Annotated in this window: 16 protein-coding genes; 11 read left to right on the forward strand and 5 right to left on the reverse strand. The window is 56.6% G+C overall.

Annotated elements, in window-relative coordinates; genetic code table 11:
• Positions 1-27: 27 nt before the first annotated feature.
• The 3 genes from DC28_RS06410 (at position 28) to DC28_RS06420 (ending at position 4,646) form a co-directional block, all read left to right on the forward strand.
• Complete coding sequence (locus tag DC28_RS06410; RefSeq protein WP_081942014.1) at positions 28-2,943, forward strand: glycoside hydrolase family 2 protein; 2,916 nt, start codon at positions 28-30, stop codon at positions 2,941-2,943.
• 258 nt (positions 2,944-3,201) lie between these two features.
• A complete protein-coding gene (gene rocF / locus DC28_RS06415; RefSeq protein WP_037547106.1) occupies positions 3,202-4,116 on the forward strand; it encodes an arginase in 915 nt (304 codons plus the stop codon).
• A 161-nt stretch (positions 4,117-4,277) separates the two neighbouring features.
• On the forward strand, positions 4,278-4,646 hold the full coding sequence (locus DC28_RS06420; protein WP_037546984.1) for a FliG C-terminal domain-containing protein: 369 nt from the start codon (positions 4,278-4,280) through the stop codon (positions 4,644-4,646).
• A 143-nt stretch (positions 4,647-4,789) separates the two neighbouring features.
• On the opposite strand, the gene DC28_RS06425 is transcribed toward DC28_RS06420, so the two are convergent.
• Positions 4,790-5,119 (reverse strand): hypothetical protein, encoded by a 330-nt coding sequence (locus DC28_RS06425; protein WP_037546985.1) that lies wholly within the window; start codon positions 5,117-5,119, stop codon positions 4,790-4,792.
• 265 nt (positions 5,120-5,384) lie between these two features.
• Here DC28_RS06425 and DC28_RS06430 point away from each other — a divergent pair, with 265 nt between their 5' ends.
• The 7 genes from DC28_RS06430 to rsxA are packed head-to-tail and all read left to right on the forward strand — an operon-like array spanning position 5,385 to position 11,105.
• Entirely contained in the window at positions 5,385-5,855 is a 471-nt protein-coding gene (locus tag DC28_RS06430; RefSeq protein WP_037546986.1) for a SoxR reducing system RseC family protein, read from the forward strand.
• Positions 5,856-5,891: 36 nt separating this feature from the next.
• Positions 5,892-6,734, forward strand: a complete 843-nt coding sequence (locus DC28_RS06435) for an RnfABCDGE type electron transport complex subunit B (RefSeq protein WP_037546987.1) — start codon at positions 5,892-5,894, stop codon at positions 6,732-6,734.
• Positions 6,731-8,185 carry an electron transport complex subunit RsxC gene (rsxC, locus tag DC28_RS06440; protein WP_037546988.1) on the forward strand — a complete coding sequence of 485 codons (1,455 nt, stop codon included), beginning with the start codon at positions 6,731-6,733 and terminating at the stop codon, positions 8,183-8,185. Before DC28_RS06435 ends, rsxC begins: the two co-directional genes overlap by 4 nt.
• Positions 8,182-9,282: an RnfABCDGE type electron transport complex subunit D gene (locus DC28_RS06445; protein WP_081942016.1), complete on the forward strand. Its 1,101-nt coding sequence runs from the start codon at positions 8,182-8,184 to the stop codon at positions 9,280-9,282. Before rsxC ends, DC28_RS06445 begins: the two co-directional genes overlap by 4 nt.
• A complete protein-coding gene (locus tag DC28_RS06450; protein WP_052078555.1) occupies positions 9,275-9,874 on the forward strand; it encodes an RnfABCDGE type electron transport complex subunit G in 600 nt (199 codons plus the stop codon). Before DC28_RS06445 ends, DC28_RS06450 begins: the two co-directional genes overlap by 8 nt.
• A complete protein-coding gene (rsxE, locus tag DC28_RS06455) occupies positions 9,871-10,536 on the forward strand; it encodes an electron transport complex subunit RsxE (protein ID WP_052078556.1) in 666 nt (221 codons plus the stop codon). Before DC28_RS06450 ends, rsxE begins: the two co-directional genes overlap by 4 nt.
• Positions 10,533-11,105: an electron transport complex subunit RsxA gene (gene rsxA / locus DC28_RS06460; protein ID WP_037546989.1), complete on the forward strand. Its 573-nt coding sequence runs from the start codon at positions 10,533-10,535 to the stop codon at positions 11,103-11,105. Before rsxE ends, rsxA begins: the two co-directional genes overlap by 4 nt.
• A 302-nt stretch (positions 11,106-11,407) precedes the next feature.
• On the opposite strand, the gene DC28_RS06465 is transcribed toward rsxA, so the two are convergent.
• Positions 11,408-11,869 carry a universal stress protein gene (locus DC28_RS06465; protein ID WP_037546991.1) on the reverse strand — a complete coding sequence of 154 codons (462 nt, stop codon included), beginning with the start codon at positions 11,867-11,869 and terminating at the stop codon, positions 11,408-11,410.
• A gap of 78 nt (positions 11,870-11,947) precedes the next feature.
• Between DC28_RS06465 and DC28_RS06470 the strand changes: the two genes are divergently transcribed.
• Positions 11,948-12,826, forward strand: coding sequence for an inositol monophosphatase family protein (locus DC28_RS06470; protein WP_037546993.1), 879 nt, complete (start codon positions 11,948-11,950; stop codon positions 12,824-12,826).
• Between the two features lie 176 nt (positions 12,827-13,002).
• Here the strand turns inward: DC28_RS06470 and proB are convergent, their stop codons facing one another.
• The 3 genes from proB to DC28_RS06485 are packed head-to-tail and all read right to left on the reverse strand — an operon-like array spanning position 13,003 to position 16,009.
• Positions 13,003-14,154 carry a glutamate 5-kinase gene (gene proB / locus DC28_RS06475; RefSeq protein ID WP_037546995.1) on the reverse strand — a complete coding sequence of 384 codons (1,152 nt, stop codon included), beginning with the start codon at positions 14,152-14,154 and terminating at the stop codon, positions 13,003-13,005.
• A 17-nt stretch (positions 14,155-14,171) separates the two neighbouring features.
• Positions 14,172-15,494, reverse strand: coding sequence for a glutamate-5-semialdehyde dehydrogenase (locus DC28_RS06480; protein ID WP_342585331.1), 1,323 nt, complete (start codon positions 15,492-15,494; stop codon positions 14,172-14,174).
• On the reverse strand, positions 15,491-16,009 hold the full coding sequence (locus tag DC28_RS06485) for a hypothetical protein (protein WP_037546998.1): 519 nt from the start codon (positions 16,007-16,009) through the stop codon (positions 15,491-15,493). The genes DC28_RS06480 and DC28_RS06485 overlap by 4 nt, the downstream gene beginning before the upstream one ends.
• Positions 16,010-16,076 lie beyond the last annotated feature (67 nt).

Consider the following 16,076-nt stretch of genomic DNA (forward strand, 5'->3'; position numbering starts at 1 on the left):
TAGAATCTCCAGAAAGGAAGTAAAAATATGATCGAAACGAAACCATTTTGCACCATGGACACCTGGGAGATCCATGGACGAGGACTTTCCCTCACCGCCGGACCAACCTGGGACATCTACAGCCTACTTATTCAAGAAGGCCATATACCTCACCCCTACCAGGACACCCAGGAAGAAGATGTGCAGTGGGTTGCCCGGCAGAACTGGCAGGCCCGGTCGGTATTTTCCCTGAGAGCCGAAGATCTACCCCGGCCGGAGGAACGCTGGTTCCTGGAATTTCCCGAGATCGACACCATCACCGCCATCCGGCTTAACGGACAGCATCTGGGGGTCACGGATAACCAGTTTCACCCCCATGAATTCAGGGTGGACGAAATCCTCCAGGAGGGGAACAATACCCTGGAGATCGATTTCTCCAGTCCCGAACAGGCTGCCTTTGACCTGCAAACCCAGGGGCCCTATGCCTTTCCCCACGCAGTATTTCCCCTTCAGTCCCCCCATCGGAATATGATTCGTAAAACCCAGTGTCATTCCGGCTGGGATTGGGGGCCCTGCCTGATGACCTCGGGCATCTACCAGGCTGTGCGCCTGATCCGCGCCCAATCCTCCCGGGTTACCGACATCTCCGCCGAGGTCATCCCCCCGGCAGAGGCTGGTGAAGAATGGCAGATCAGAATTGACGCAGCTTGGCAGTCCTGGCAGGCCTCCGATTCAGCCGTGGAGGTACAGGTGCTGCTCTACGGACCTGAATCCCCAACACCAGAGGTATCTCGTGCCTGGACCCTTGGGATTCCCGGCACCCAAGCTGCCTCCCGGGGCGGGGCTTCAACACATATTACCGTGAAGGATCCGGAGTTGTGGTGGCCGAACGGTATGGGAGAACAGAATTTATACACCCTGGAACTCCGGTGGCCCCAGGGATACCGGAATCTCCGTTTGGGATTCCGAACCCTCGAGGTAGTCCGGCAGAAGGATGAGTTCGGTACTAGCTTCTATTTTCAGGTGAATGGCCAGGCATTTTTTGCCAAGGGTTCCAACTGGATACCTGCCGACGCCCTGCCAAGTTTCGAGGATCCCCGGCGTGTTCAGAATCTTTTAACCTCTGCCCGGGACAGCCATCAGAATATGATCCGGGTTTGGGGGGGAGGACATTATGAGAGTGAAGCCTTTTTTGATGCCTGCGACAGGCTTGGCCTTTTGGTCTGGCAGGATTTTATGTTTGCATGCTCTACCTACCCGGCAACCCCGGACTTTTTCGCCCAGGTAGAACGGGAGGTGGAATTTCAGGTGCTTAGGCTGCGCCACCGGCCGAGTGTCGCCTTGTGGTGCGGAAATAATGAAAACCTCGGCGCCCTGACCTGGTTCGACGAGAGCCTGGCAAACCGTGACCGGTACCTGGTGGACTATGACCGGTTGTATGAGGGGGTTATCGGCGATACGGTGCGCCGTCTGGACAGCCAGCGCCTGTACTGGCCGAGTTCTCCCAGCGGGGGCAGCGGGGATTACAGCGACGGCTGGCATGATGATGCTAACGGCGATATGCATTACTGGTCGGTCTGGCATGAGGGTAAACCCTTTGAAGGCTACTTTGATGTTATTCCCCGGTTTTGCAGTGAATTCGGATTCCAGAGTTTCCCCAGTCCCGAAGGGATAAGCCGGGCCATGACCAGCCAGAGTAGTACCTATTCGACCTCAGCCGAAGAGGGCCAGGACTCGGCCTCTACTCCCTCCGGATTCCTTCCCCAGCCCGGAACCCCCCGCCCCCGGCGAACCTGGGCAGATCCTCAGGATTGGTGTCTGACAAGTCCGACCCTGGATTATCACCAGAAAAATCCCCGGGGGAATACCATAATTCTAGATACCATGCTGCGCTACTTCCGGATGCCGAGCCGCCTGGCCGATACCCTGTATATCAGTCAGGTGCAGCAGATGCGGGCCTTCGAGACGGCGGTAGAATACTGGCGCAGCCAAGCCCCGAGATCCATGGGGGCCCTCTACTGGCAGCTCAATGATCTGTGGCCCGTAGCGAGCTGGAGCAGTATCGAATACCCTGATAAGTGGAAACTGACCCATTATGGGGTCGCCCGGTTCTTCGAACCCCTGCACCTGGCAGGAATCATCGTCCTGCCCCCGTGGAAGGTTGGAACCGTTCCCCAGCGGTCGGCTCCGGTCCGCCTGGTGTTGGAGAAGGACCTGCCCCAGACCATGGAGCTTCATCTCCGAGTCCGGCTAATATCCTTTGGGGGAAGCGTACGGGACCTCGTCGATGAAACCCGGAACTTCGACCATACCATGGCCCAGGAGGTCGGTACCTACGACCCCGGGGAACTGGACATTGATCCCCGGGACTGGTTCCTGCATTTTGAACTCTCCCTGCCCCCGAGCGGTTACGCCGGTGAGGGCGATCCGCGGATCTTGGGTGTTTCCCTGGGTGATCTGCCCGGTGGAACCGTGATTTCCCGGGGATTCCGCTTCTTCACCGCGCCCAAACACGCCCGCATTCAGGATCCCGGGCTCCGGATCCTATACCCCGGCGTTGATTCCGAATCACCGGATGATGATGACTCCCAGGACAGTCCGGCCGAAGAAGGTCCATGGCTGCTGACCGATGTCCTGGCAGCCAGAGAGCAGGCCCTGGAAACAGCCAGGCCGCTCCAGGCACAGGTTCTCGTTGAACGCCCAGCCTTCTACGTTTCTCTGGACAGCCCCGGCTGGATGGGCAGGTGGAGCAGTAACGCTGAGGTGGTCCTGCCGGGTGAGCAGTGGAACCCGGTATTTATTCCTCGGAATTCCCATACCCGGCAGTGGACCAGTGCCCTGGTGACCTCTTGGGACCGCCAGGGGTTAGAATCCAGTTCCGCCGATTCGGAGGAGGTATATTGCCAGACCGAGGTCTATGATCTATGGTCCAGCGGAGTGGCATTAGAATCACCCAAGAAGTAAGCACTATCCAAAAGATTGTAAAAAACGCCGGATGAAGCGGCTCAATCCATCCATGGGCCGCGATAGGGGTAAGGATCCTCGGTCCCAAACGGTACAACCGTTTGCACACCATCTACGAGGCTGCATCCCTATCGGACCATGGCATGGGTTTTCGGGGGAGCCACTACCATGGGATTGCCATTCCGGTAGTCCCCCCGTATAGCACCATTCTCCCTGTACTTGACATCCAAGGCGGAAATGCAGACCATTAACATCTCTATGAAAACACAGTCAAAACTTAGTATTATCGGGTTTCTGCAGGATATCGGCGCCTCCAAGCGGGGAGTTGATATGGGTAGCTACGCCATCCGGGCTGAAAAGCTCGTGGAGAAACTCAAGGCCCTGGGATATCAGGTGAGCGATGAGGGGAATGTGGAGTGCTATTCCATGGATGAGGGTGATACCCTGGAGTCCGGGAACCCGAAACTCCGCTATGCTGCGGCGATCCGGCGGAATATGCTGGAGTTGAAGGAGCAGGTACAGGCGATCGTCCAGCAGGACGCCATGCCCATCGTTCTCGGGGGCGACCATTCTATGGCCATGGGAAGTTTGGCCGGGCTCAAAGAGCGGTACCAGGGGAATCTCGGATTATTGTGGGTTGATGCCCATGGTGATTTTAATACCCCTGAGACAACCCCCTCAGGAAATGTACACGGCATGCCCTTAGCTGCCATTACCGGCCGGGGAGCCCCGGAGCTCGTAGACATCGGTCCCTTTCCCGGGGTGCGGGAAGAAAATACCGTACTCTTCGGTATCCGCGACCTGGACCCGGAAGAGAGCATGCTGATACGGGAAAGCCGGGTAACCATGTATACCATCCGGGATATCATCGAACGGGGGTTTTACACCTGCCTTCAGGAAGCACTCCAGGTGGTAACCACCGGAGTGGATCAATTTCATCTTAGTTTTGATATGGATTCCATCGATCCCATTTTTGCCCCCGGAACCGGGACACCGGTCATGGGCGGTCTAAACGATCGTGAGGTACTCTATCTTATGGAACGGGTTCACGAGACCGGACGCCTGGTCTCCATGGATCTCGTAGAGGTGAATCCGGCCCTGGATGTGGGTAACAAGACCGCCCGCCTAGCTGCCGAGTTAATTCTCCGGGCGTTGGGAAAGAAGACATTGTAGATCCAGGGAGGTGAGACCGTTTTTCCTGCGCAAAAGCCTGTAACTACACCGCATACAGCGGTGCCGTTCAGGGACCGGCCGCAGGAGTGGCGCCGCCGAGGGCATAAGTTACAACCGTTTGCGCACTAGGGACATCCTTTCCACGGATCAGGAGGCAGAAGATGCCACACTCAGATAAGCAGTCCCGGCTGCTCGGAATTCCGGACAGCCAGAACCTGGATTCACTCCTTCGGAGCGCGGATGCCACGAGACTGCAAAACGTTCTAATGGCGACCCCGGACCGTGAAATCGCCGCCCTCTGTCTGGTTCTTGATGAGGAAACCCGGGATTATCTGTATGATTGCATAAGTTCTAAAAAAGCAGGGCGGATCAGGGAAGAGCTAAACCGCTTAGCCCATGTCCACATGAGTCATGAGATTCAGCAACGCTTCGTGATAAATCTCATCACCCGGTTGGAGGGGCACCGCGGTGAATCCTTCCGGTCCCACTTCAAACCCCGGATCCCGCCTTCTCGGGGTAGGAACATCTAGAATCCGCAAAGAAGAACTATTGTGCGCAAAAGGATGTAAGGAACACCGAGCATAGCGGCTCCATCCAGGTGCCCCGCCCCAGGGAGGCTCGGCACCAGATAAACGAACAACCTTTTGCGCACTAACCATTCTGTTGCGATCGTCTATTCTTCGTATCGGTCGCGTTTACCCTTGTGGTGTTGATGCTGCTTTTTTCGAGCCAACCCAAGACCACCAAATCCGCTTATTATGGCCATGTAGAAGCCTAAATCGTACCAGAATCCCGAGTTGTTGGCTTCATATATGCTGATTTCCGGTTTAAAAATACTGACGATAAGGGAGATGGGTGCTACCCAGCCATGCCATATGCCCCAGAAGAAGCCCGCAGGTTCTTCCGGAGTGTTTTTCCCGTCTCCGGGAATACAGCTTGTTACCAGCCCAGCCAGAAGAATGATGGCGATAATCATCAATACCGTTTTTCGCGATGTTTTCATACTCTACCTCGTTGTGTGGTTTGTACTAAGTGTACTCTTCTGGAGTACTTTTATTCGTATAAAACCGCCTAATACGATGGATTTGCGTACCAGATAAACATTACAAGGATAGTAATAAATAACTAATTATACATTTTGATTTTTTATTGAGCAAATAAAAACCCTATAGTACAATAACTGCGCCGGACTTTCTTGGCCTGGATACTGGTGATTTGGGAATAGAAAGGAGACGGATTATTACAAACACAAAGGCAGGATGCCTGCTATGGCTGAATATACAGAAAACCGGTCTGGCATGATTTCACAAGATGGAATTGTGCGGGCCATAACCAACGGCTACGCCCTGGTAGATATACAGGCTGCAGGGGCATGCGCGGCATGCCAAATTAGCGGAAGCTGCACCGAGGCAAAAAGTGGACGGGAAATTCAGGTGTATCTCGGAGAGGGAGGTGAATCACCCTCGAATATCCGGATAGGCGACCGGGTACGGGTGACCACTGAAACCCGCCAAGGTCTGCTCGCGGTACTATTCCTGTTTATCATACCCCTGATACTTATCGTGGGAGGGGTTGCGTGGGCCGGCGGACAAGGCTGGGATGATGCAGTCGGAGCAGGAGTTGGTTTGGGAATAGCCGGAATCTACGGCTTGGTACTTTGGCTGCTGAATTCCCGCATTCAGAGGAATGTCAGAATTCAGATTGAAAAAATAAGCAATCCGACCGCAGCGCCTCAATAACGGGCCTGCACCGACACCACAAAAAAGGAACGACCTATGATAACCCTTTATGCAGTTCTAACCCTGAGCGGGTTGGCTGTTCTCTTTGCGGTTCTACTGTTTTTTGTATCAAAACGATTTCACGTCACCGAAGATCCTCGGAAGGCCGAGGTGGAGGCCATGTTGCCCGGTATTAACTGCGGAGCATGCGGCTTTCCCGGATGTGCAGGGATGGCTGAGGCCCTGGTAAAGGGGAGTGAGGAAGGGGATATTAGTCATCTCTCCTGTCCTCCCGGGGGGCCTACCACCATGGCAGCCATAAGCGAGTATTTCGGACTCGCGGCGGGTGAGAGTAAACCCCTGGTTGCGGTGTTGCGCTGCGGGGGCAGCTGTGAGGCTGCTCCGGCCAAGAGCCGGTATGATGGTCCTGAGAGTTGTGCCATTGCCCACTCCCTCTATGCAGGGGAGTCGGGCTGCCCCTTCGGGTGTTTGGGCGATGGTGATTGTGCGGCCGTCTGCGAGTTCGATGCCTTGCATATGAATCCGGAAACCGGCCTGCCCGAGGTAGATGAAGAAAAATGCACGGCCTGCGGGGCCTGTGTTACTGCCTGTCCCAGAAATCTCTTTGAGCTGCGTCCCATCGGTAGGAGGAGCAGACGGGTATGGGTGAACTGCCGGAATACAGAGAAGGGGGCCGTTGCCAAGAAACATTGTTCGGTGGCATGCATCGGGTGCGGAAAATGCGCCAAGGTTTGTCCGGTGGACGCCATTACCATCGAGAACAACCTGGCATACATCGATCCGGAGAAGTGCATTGCCTGCGGAAAATGTGTGCCCGTATGTCCTACCGGGGCCATTCTTGCGACCTTTCCGGTGAAGAGCAAAGGAGAAACGGCATGAAGCTGCTAGAAACCATGAAGACCTTTAGGAGGGGGGGGATTCACCCCCCGGAGATGAAGATTACCGCAGGCAGCCCGATTGTAGCCGCCGGTCTGCCTGTCGAGGCAGTCATTAGTTTAGGGCAGCATATTGGGGCCCCTGCCCAGGTTCAGGTGAAACCCGGGGACAGTGTTCAGGTGGGGAGTCTGTTAGGGGCGGCGCCGGGCCTGATTTCTGCGAATGTGCATTCCAGTGTGTCTGGGAAGGTTAAAAAAATCGAACCGAGGATGGATGCCTCAGGGTACCCGAGGCCGGCGGTTGTTATCGCCGTGGAGGGAGATCAGCTGCTTCCAGAGTTGGCAGAGTCCCTGGGTGTTAGCCAGGCATTAGAATCACCCCAGAATACAGAAGAACAGGAAGCATCTGAGAGCGGTCCGGATCCTGAATGGGGGGATTGGCTTAGGGATAAGCCGCTGCGCAGAGAAATAACCATGAGTCCCGAGGAAATCCGGGAGGCCCTGAAAGGGGCGGGTATTGTTGGAATGGGGGGGGCGACCTTCCCGACGAATGTGAAGTATATGGTGCCGCCGGGGAAGACGGCAGAGTACCTCATTATAAACGCAGTGGAGTGTGAGCCCTATTTGACGGCGGATCACCGGACCATGCTGGAGTTTCCCCATGAGGTGTTGACGGGTATCGAAATCCTCCGCAGGACCCTGGGGGTGGAGACGGCCTGGATCGGCATTGAGGCAAACAAACCTGATGCCATCGAACTAATGACAAGGTTGTCCCGGGAGTACCCGGGGATTGAGGTGTATCCCCTTCAGGTTCGGTACCCCCAGGGGGCGGAGAAGCAGCTGATCGAGGCCCTGACGGGCAGGCAGGTTCCTTCGGGTGCCCTGCCTATCGAGGTGGGGTGTGTGGTGAATAATGTCGGGACGGCCCAGGCGGCATACCGGGCGGTGCAGTTCGGGATGCCCTTTATCCAGCGGGTAGTGACGGTGACCGGGAAGGGGCTGAAGAATCCCGGCAACTTCCTCGTCAGGATCGGTACTCCCATCGGTGATCTGATTGAGATGGCCGGCGGGCTCCCCGAGGGGCCGGGACCGGTGAAGGTGATTCTCGGCGGACCGATGATGGGGAAGGCGGTAGGGTCCTTGGATATTCCGGTCAGTAAGGGGACCAGCGGTGTTTTGGTTCTCCAGGAGGATGAGGCGGTCCGGCCGCCGGTGGAAACCTGTATACGTTGCGGGCGCTGCGTGGGTGTTTGCCCCATGGGATTGGAGCCCTATTTGCTTAGTCAGCTGGCGGGTCAGAAGCGTTTTGAGGAGGCCGAGGAGCTGAAGATTATGGATTGTGTTGAATGCGGCAGCTGCTCCTACATCTGTCCGAGCAACCGTGATCTCTTAGATTTTATCCGGCTCGGGAAGTCCCGTATCATGGCATCCCGCAAGAAAGGTGGCGCGAAATGAATTCATCTCTGGTTGTATCCCTATCGCCCCATGTGCGGGGGAAGGACTCTGTTGCTTCGGTAATGTGGGGTGTGGTTATTGCCCTGCTGCCTGCGGTGGGGGTTTCGGTCTGGGCCTTCGGGTTACGGGCTCTGATCGTGTTGATGGTGGCAGTGGGGGGGGCTGTACTGACCGAATGGCTGGTAACCGCCCTGCTGTTGCGCCGGCCGGTTCGGGTGGCAGATGGATCTGCGGCCGTTACCGGGTTGTTGCTGGGATTAAATCTCCCGGCAGGCATACCCCTGTGGCAGGTTGCTGCCGGGGCGGTGTTCGCCATTGCCATCGCCAAGATGGTATTCGGCGGACTGGGGCATAATCCCTTTAATCCCGCCCTGGCGGGCCGGGCCTTTATGCTGGCCAGTTTTCCCGGGGAGATGACCCTATGGCCCCAGCAGGGGTTTTCCGCGAGCCTGGCTGCCGACGGAGTGACCGGGGCAACGCCTCTGGGGATTCTGGCTGAGTCCGGGAGTGCTGCATTGGCGGAGCAGGGGGCGCCGGGTCACCTGGATCTGTTCCTCGGGACCATCGGCGGATCCCTGGGAGAGATCAGTGCGCTGGCAATTCTCGTCGGTGGCCTGTTCATGCTTATACGACGGATTATCACCTGGGAAATTCCGGTGATGTTTTTATTGGGTCTCGGAATATTCACCGGAGCGTTCTGGGCGGCCGATCCCGGCCAGTATGCCGATCCGCTGTACCATATCCTTGCCGGGGGTGCCATGTTAGGGGCCTGGTTTATGGCAACGGATATGGTAACCAGTCCCATGACGGTGCGGGGAAGGATTATATATGCTCTAGCCGGGGGAATGCTGGCAGGGGCCATCCGACTTTTCGGCGCCTATCCCGAGGGGGTGAGCTACGCTATTTTGATCATGAACGCCTTCGTGCCCATTATTGACCGGGCAATTAAACCCCGCCGGTTTGGGGTAAAGACTGGTACCGCCCCGCTTCCTATGAGCGGGCCTGCCAAATCCGGTGCTTCCGGGGGCGGTGTGCAAACCGGAGCCTCCCCGAAGAACACAGAACAGGGTACCGAAAAGGAGCAGAGCCGTGGCTGAATCTAAACAACTACCTTCCACCTTTACAAACATGCTCCTGGTTATGTTGGTTTTGGCCCTGGTATCCGCCGGAGCCCTGGGGATGACCTATACGCTTACCGCAGACCAGATTGCCGCAAATGCCTTGGAAAAACAGAAGCAGGCCCTGGGAGCGGTACTGCCTGAATTCTCCAACGATCCTGTGGCTGAACAGGTTCACCATGCGCAGGACAGTCGAATCACCCTGTATCCCGCAAAAAAAGACGGAAGGTTAATCGGCCTGGGGGTCCAGAGTTATTCTGAGCAGGCCTTCGGCGGGGTGATGACCCTGATGGTAGGATTTGATCTTGATGGACGGATAATCAAGTCCGAGGTTCTCTCCCATTCCGAGACCCCGGGTCTAGGCAGTAAAATTACGGAACCGCGCTTCGCCGGACAGTTCGACGGTCTGAGTACCCCGGACTTTCCCTTGAAGGTGAGGAAGGACGGCGGTCAGGTGGATGCGATAACCGCGGCCACCATCAGCTCCCGGGCCTATGTGGACGGGATCAACCGTGCCCAGGCTGCTGCTGCAGATTTTGCTGCGGCGTACGGGGAAGGAGAAAGACAGTGAATATTCGCGATACCCTGACTAAGGGATTTTTTAAGGAAAACCCGGTATTTGTGCTGCTTCTCGGGATGTGCCCGACCCTGGGGGTAACCACCTCAGCAATGAACGGCTTGGGAATGGGGTTGGCCACCACGGCGGTGCTCCTGGGTTCGAATGCGGTCGTGGCACTTATCAAGAATCTGATTCCCGATAAGGTCCGTATTCCTGCATACATCGTCATCATTGCCAGCTTTGTCACCATTATCGACCTTGCTATGTTGGCATATCTGCCGGACCTCCATGCGGAGTTGGGACTTTTCATTCCGCTTATCGTGGTGAACTGTATTATCCTGGGAAGGGCTGAGAGCTTTGCCAGCAAGAACGGGGTGGTTCTGAGCCTGATGGATGCCGTATCCATGGGGCTGGGGTTTTCCATGGCCCTGACTATGCTGGGCGGAATCCGGGAGGTGCTGGGATCCGGGGCGATCTTCGGTGTTCCCCTGGTGGCGGAGGGTGCTTCCACCATGCTGCTCTTTGTTATGCCGCCCGGGGCCTTCATAGCCTTGGGGGTACTGATAGCCTTTGTCCGCCAGAGTCAGCAGGCCCTCAGCCGCATGGCGAGGAGCCGAAGAGCCAGTGGATTGGCCGCTCAGACAGCGGAATCCCCCCAAGGAGGCACAGTATGAACTATTTTTCTCTCATTATCGGAGCCCTACTGGTTAATAACGTAGTGCTGGTCCAATTCTTGGGTATCTGCCCCTTCCTGGGGGTCAGCTCCAAGATTTCCACGGCTACCGGCATGGGAGCGGCGGTCATGTTCGTCATGACCCTGGCGACCCTGGTAACCTACCTGGTTCAGCACCTGATCCTCGTACCTCTGGGCATCGGGTTTATGCAGACCGTAGCCTTTATTCTGGTGATTGCCGCCTTGGTGCAGATGGTGGAGATGGTGCTGAAGAAGGTAAGCCCGGCCCTCTATCAGGCCCTGGGGGTGTTTCTCCCCCTCATTACCACCAACTGCGCCATCCTCGGGGTAGCTATCCTGGTAATTAAAAACAATTTCAACCTCATGGAGGGGTTGGTGTTCGCCTTGGCTACCAGTGCAGGGTTTGCCCTGGCCCTCTTCATCTTTGCGGGTATCCGGGAGCGTCTGGAGTTTGCGGATATCCCCAAGACCTTTAAGGGTGCTCCCAGTTCCCTGATTACCGCCGGCCTGTTAGCTCTGGCGTTCATGGGGTTCAGCGGCCTCGTGTAGGGGCTATAAGATGGGGGTTCGGGGTGATTCGAATGCCCCCGGTCCCCCTGGGGGTTTGGGTTTTGCAGATCTATGCTGATCCGGTGCCGAGGGGGTTCCGGATCCCCGGAGCCTCCGTGGTTTGGAGCCGAAGGGGTGCGGGGTGGGGCGTTCGGTGTACTGGCATCTAGGTAGTGCGCAACAGCCTGTAACATTCCCTATTCGCGGCGCTACCTCTGGGGCCCGAACCCGGGCAACCCCGCTATATCCGGTGTCGGTTACAAGCCTTTAGGCACTATACAATGGGTACTGCCGGTTTGTGACTAACGGCCGGCTTCCCGGTCCAGACGCTGTTGGGCCGGAACGAGGATCACCGGGGTGTCAAGTTTTTTCATGACACCTTCCGCCACCGAGCCTACCACCAGGTGGTACATGGCTCCGTTCCCGTGGCTTCCCAGGACAATATAGGGCGCTTCTACCTTGGCGGCCTCAGCTGCAATAACATCCGAGGTTTTTCCCCTGGGGGTAGCGTAGCTGCAGGGGATGTCCTCCTCTTCGAAGTCTGATTTCAGATTGTTCAGCTCTTTGATCTCCTTCATCATCTCCCGGCCGAGGGAAGGGTCGGCGCCCTGGTGAACCACTGCGGTGGGTGCGGAGGGTTTCTCCGGCTGGGCATGAACGAGATGAACGCCCAGGTTCAGGGCCTTGGCAAGTTCTTTGCCTGTCTTTACAATTCGGGGTGTCAGGGGAGAGAAGTCGATACAGATTAGGATTTTGGTACTCATGGAGTCATTATAGCGCGGCATCCCCGGAGTGAGCAATATACGCTCTTGTTCATCAATAGTAGCAAGGAAGTAACGAGTATGACGGAGAATATATGGGAACCAGAGTTTATCAGTGGCATTGTATTCCAGGCCGGTGTCATGGCCATGGAGTACCAGGATACAATTCAGGGCAGCCAAAAGGCTGACAATTCCCTGGTAACCAAGGCTGACCGGGAAGTGGAGGCGTTCCTAACCGAGAAAATCCTGGAGGCGTATCCCCAGGCTGTGGTCCTGGGGGAGGAGACGGCAGCAGCCATGACCCGGGAGGAGCTGGGGCGAGGGTTAGAGGGAGACTTGTTCATCATCGATCCTATTGACGGGACGGCGGTGTATGCTGCGGGGCTCGGAGGATGGGGAGTGAGCCTGGGGTACGCCAGAAAAGGACAGCTGGTCCATGGAGCTGTGTTTTTGCCCGGCCAGGGGGAATTTTACCGGACCGCCGGATCCCGGGCTGAATACGCCCGCCTCGCTATGGATGAGCAGGGCAGACCCCGGGCTCCTGAGACCGGTGCTATTGCCTTTCGTCCCCTTCTTCCCCGGACCGAACAACCCGTACAGCTGGTAGGTATAACCCAGTACATCGCCAAGGACAAACCCTTTCCGGTTCCCTACACCCTGGTGGCCACCGCAAGCTGTGTCGTTAGTCTGCTGAACACTGCCCGGGGGAGCTTCGCCGGGTACATCGGAAAGGCGAAGGTTTGGGACATGGCTGCTGCCTGGCCTATTGCCCACCGGGCCGGGGTTCGTGGGAGAATGCAGGAAGACAACCGGACTTTCGGCTTGTCTTTAACCGAGGGTCTGTGGAATATGGAGCCCAGCCATCCCAGGGCCTGGGGACTGCCGGGTAATGTTATTTTTTACCGGGACGAGGATCTGGCGAGGAATCTCCGCCGGGGAGGCAGTCCCGAATATGCCTAGGGGGGAAACCCAGCAGCCCGAAGGTGGGTCACGGTAGTCCCGGATACACCCAAGGTTTCTAACTCAACCTGCCGCGGGCGCCAATCTTGGGTGGGTTGCCGGGGTAGATCGCACTGTCCTCCGCGTACGAAATAGGCTAGTAGTATGGGGTGTGGCTTTTCGGCCGGGTACCCTGATCAGGTGTCCAGAAAAACCGTATCCTCGGGACGAGCAAGCAGATCCTTACTCTCCGGACCGAGGATACCCGGGATCTCCTGGCTATGTTTGCCCTGAATCAGCCGCAGCTCCTCGCTGCTAAAGGCACAGAGTATGTGGGCAATATCGTTAACCTGTATGACGGACCCCGCTTCAAAAACACCCTGAACCGAAACAACCCCCCGGGGAAGCAGGCTCTTTTTATCCCGCATGGCCTGCAAGGCCCCCTGATCTACCGTAATGGATCCTGAAGGGATGGCGTTTTTCAGCCATCGGATTCGGTTTTTAAGGGGTTCCGCAGGGTCGAAGAGGGTTCCGAGGTCTTCACCGGCCACCAGCCGGGGAAGGATGTCCGGGGTACGTCCGTGGGCAAGGATGACGGAGCAGCCCGCATCTCTCGCGATGGTTACTGCTTTGAGTTTGGTCTTCATACCGCCGGTAGAAAACTCCGAACCGTTGTCCCCGGCAGCGGCATAGATCTCAGGGCTGAGGCTGTGAACCTGCCGGATGGGCCGGGCTTGGTGATTTACCCGGGGATCCTGATCGTAGAGGGCATCGATATCACTGAGGAGAATAAGGAGCTCGGCATCAATCTTGCTTGCCACCAGGGCTGAAAGCTGGTCGTTATCTCCGAAGGCACTGCCGATTTCTGCGGTGCTCACGGTATCATTTTCGTTGAAAATGGGAATCACCCGCATCTGAAGCAGGCGTTCCACGGCGCTCCGTAAATTATTGTAGCTGGTCCGATTGTTCAGGGTGTCCCGGGTAATGAGGATCTGGGCCACCGTCAGTCCGAAGATGGAGAATACCCGGCGGTACTCATCCATCAGCAGGGGCTGGCCGATGGCGGCGCAGGCTTGGCGCATCTGAACCGAGCTTACCCTTCGGTCAAGGCCGAGTTCCCGGGCTCCCATGCCGATGGCTCCGGAGGATACCAAGAGGACCTGTTTGCCCTGGGCAACCAGCCCTGAAACCTGATCGGCCACGCGGTAGAGGTAGGCAAGGTCGATTTCTCCTTCCCGAATGCGGCGCCCCTGGCTGGGATACAGTCCCTCCTGCCACTGAGCCCGGGAGGTGAGTACGTTGGTTCCGAGCTTAACAACCATCCGTGTGATGTATGCGAGATCCCTCATGGTATTACTCCGGGTATTTAGAAGGGTTTCTGGTGTTCGATGGGTCGGTGGGTGTAGGTTTTCCCCCCGCCGGAGTAATCCCCGACGATCTGCCCCTGGCCGTAGAGCTGCCATTTATACGTCATCAATCCCTGCAATCCTACCGGACCCCGGGCATGGAGCTTACCTGTGGAGATTCCTACCTCGGCCCCGAGTCCGTATCGGAATCCATCGGCGAACCGGGTGGAGCAGTTCCAAAGTACGCTGGAGCTGTCGACCTGGGCGAAAAACCGTTTGGACGCCTGGGCATCCTGGGTAAGGATGGCATCGGTGTGTCCCGATCCGTAGGTGTTGATATGGTCAATGGCTTGGTCAAGGGAGTCAACGGTTTTAATGGCTAGGATGTAGTCCAGGTACTCGGTAGACCAGTCCTGATCCACCGCAGCCTTCGCCGTCGGAATGGTGTGTCGGACATTCGAATCCCCTCGAATCTCTACCTTAGCCTGATCCAGGGCTTGGGCCAGGACGGGAAGGAGCTGGGGAGCGATGTCGCGGTGCACCAGCAGCGTTTCCAGGGCGTTGCACACCGCCACATACTGGGTCTTAGAATCCAGGATGATTTTAACGGCCTGATCAACATCCGCGTCATGGTGAACGTAGATATGACAGATGCCGTCGGCGTGACCCATTACCGGAATGTGACTGTTTTCCATAATGTACCGAACGAACTCATTGGAACCCCGGGGTATCAGAAGATCGATGAGGTCGTCCATGCCGAGCAGATCGGTAATCTGGTCACGGGTTTCGAGGAGACCGATCCAGCCCTGGGGGGCGCCGGCTTGCTCAGCGGCCTGGGAGATGACGGTGAATAGGGCGCGGTTTGTCCGGCTTGCCTCGCTGCCTCCCTTGAGTACCACAGCGTTGCCGCTTTTTAGGGATAACCCGGCTATCTGAACCAGGGCATCTGGCCGGGATTCGAAGATCATGCCGATTACTCCGATGGGGCAGCTTACCTTGTAGAGCTCTAATCCCTCATCAAGCTCGGTGGCATCGAGCTGTCTTCCTACGGGATCTTCCAGGCTGGTCAGGGCCTTGAGGCCCTCTACTACCTCGGCGAGTTTATCCTCTTGAAAGCCCAGGCGTTTTAAGAGGGGTGTTTCAAGGTTGTCTTTTTCAGCCTGGGCAAGGTCCTCCCGGTTCGCCTTGAAAATGACATCCCGGTTGTTCTCCAGGGCTTCGGCGATGGATGCAAGGATCGAGTCCTTGGTTGTTCTGTCTAATCCTGCCAGGCTGCGGGATGCACGCCTGGCTGCTTCGGCAATGTCGCGGGTTTTCATAGGGTGATGGTAGGGGATTCTCAGGGTTTAGGCAAGAACGCTTTGGGAAAGTGCTCCTTCAGGACCGCCATCAGATCCTCCCGCAGCATGCCTGCTACCTCTTCGGGTTTCAGGCTGACCACCGGTTTGTCCTTGGGGTCGGTTTCCAGATCATCCAGGAGAATTTTTCCCAGCCCCTTGGGAACCTTTTTTTCCGACAGGGGGCGTCCGGGTTGGTAGCTGTAGATTTCTACCGAGTCATGCCGGGTGTCGATGGTGACGTAATTGAATCGAACAGGAGGAATTTCCTGGATCAGCCATTGGGAGTGGGCTTTGCCTGCGTTTTCATCGGTTAGAAAGTAGATGGCCATCCGGGCTTCTCCCCGGTGGCAGGATACGGTGATATTAAGATACTCCATATCCATGGTAACCCCGCTGAGGATCTGGCGTTCTTGGATGTCGTAGTCTTTGATGATGGTCTTCTCAAGGATGTCGTAGATAACATCCGGGTGGGTAATTCCTGAAATAAAGAGTGTGTTGGTAAACCATTTTCGCTTCATGCAGTCTTTTTACATCCCTGGCGCATATTATAGCATCTATGGTAACACAATGCGAGGCCATAATTCA

Origin of the sequence: Spirochaeta lutea (genome assembly GCF_000758165.1) — a bacterium.
Lineage (GTDB): Bacteria > Spirochaetota > Spirochaetia > DSM-27196 > Salinispiraceae > Spirochaeta_D > Spirochaeta_D lutea.

Bases quoted from the DNA above. Each gene is read 5' to 3' on its own strand.
- DC28_RS06435 (WP_037546987.1), top strand. From the start codon at position 5,892: ATGATAACCCTTTATGCAGTTCTAACCCTGAGCGGGTTGGCTGTTCTC.
- rsxA (WP_037546989.1), top strand. From the start codon at position 10,533: ATGAACTATTTTTCTCTCATTATCGGAGCCCTACTGGTTAATAACGTA.
- DC28_RS06470 (WP_037546993.1), top strand. From the start codon at position 11,948: ATGACGGAGAATATATGGGAACCAGAGTTTATCAGTGGCATTGTATTC.
- DC28_RS06410 (WP_081942014.1), top strand. From the start codon at position 28: ATGATCGAAACGAAACCATTTTGCACCATGGACACCTGGGAGATCCAT.
- DC28_RS06420 (WP_037546984.1), top strand. From the start codon at position 4,278: ATGCCACACTCAGATAAGCAGTCCCGGCTGCTCGGAATTCCGGACAGC.
- DC28_RS06445 (WP_081942016.1), top strand. From the start codon at position 8,182: ATGAATTCATCTCTGGTTGTATCCCTATCGCCCCATGTGCGGGGGAAG.
- DC28_RS06430 (WP_037546986.1), top strand. From the start codon at position 5,385: ATGGCTGAATATACAGAAAACCGGTCTGGCATGATTTCACAAGATGGA.
- DC28_RS06425 (WP_037546985.1), bottom strand. From the start codon at position 5,119: ATGAAAACATCGCGAAAAACGGTATTGATGATTATCGCCATCATTCTT.
- rsxC (WP_037546988.1), top strand. From the start codon at position 6,731: ATGAAGCTGCTAGAAACCATGAAGACCTTTAGGAGGGGGGGGATTCAC.
- DC28_RS06485 (WP_037546998.1), bottom strand. From the start codon at position 16,009: ATGAAGCGAAAATGGTTTACCAACACACTCTTTATTTCAGGAATTACC.
- proB (WP_037546995.1), bottom strand. From the start codon at position 14,154: ATGAGGGATCTCGCATACATCACACGGATGGTTGTTAAGCTCGGAACC.
- DC28_RS06465 (WP_037546991.1), bottom strand. From the start codon at position 11,869: ATGAGTACCAAAATCCTAATCTGTATCGACTTCTCTCCCCTGACACCC.
- rocF (WP_037547106.1), top strand. From the start codon at position 3,202: ATGAAAACACAGTCAAAACTTAGTATTATCGGGTTTCTGCAGGATATC.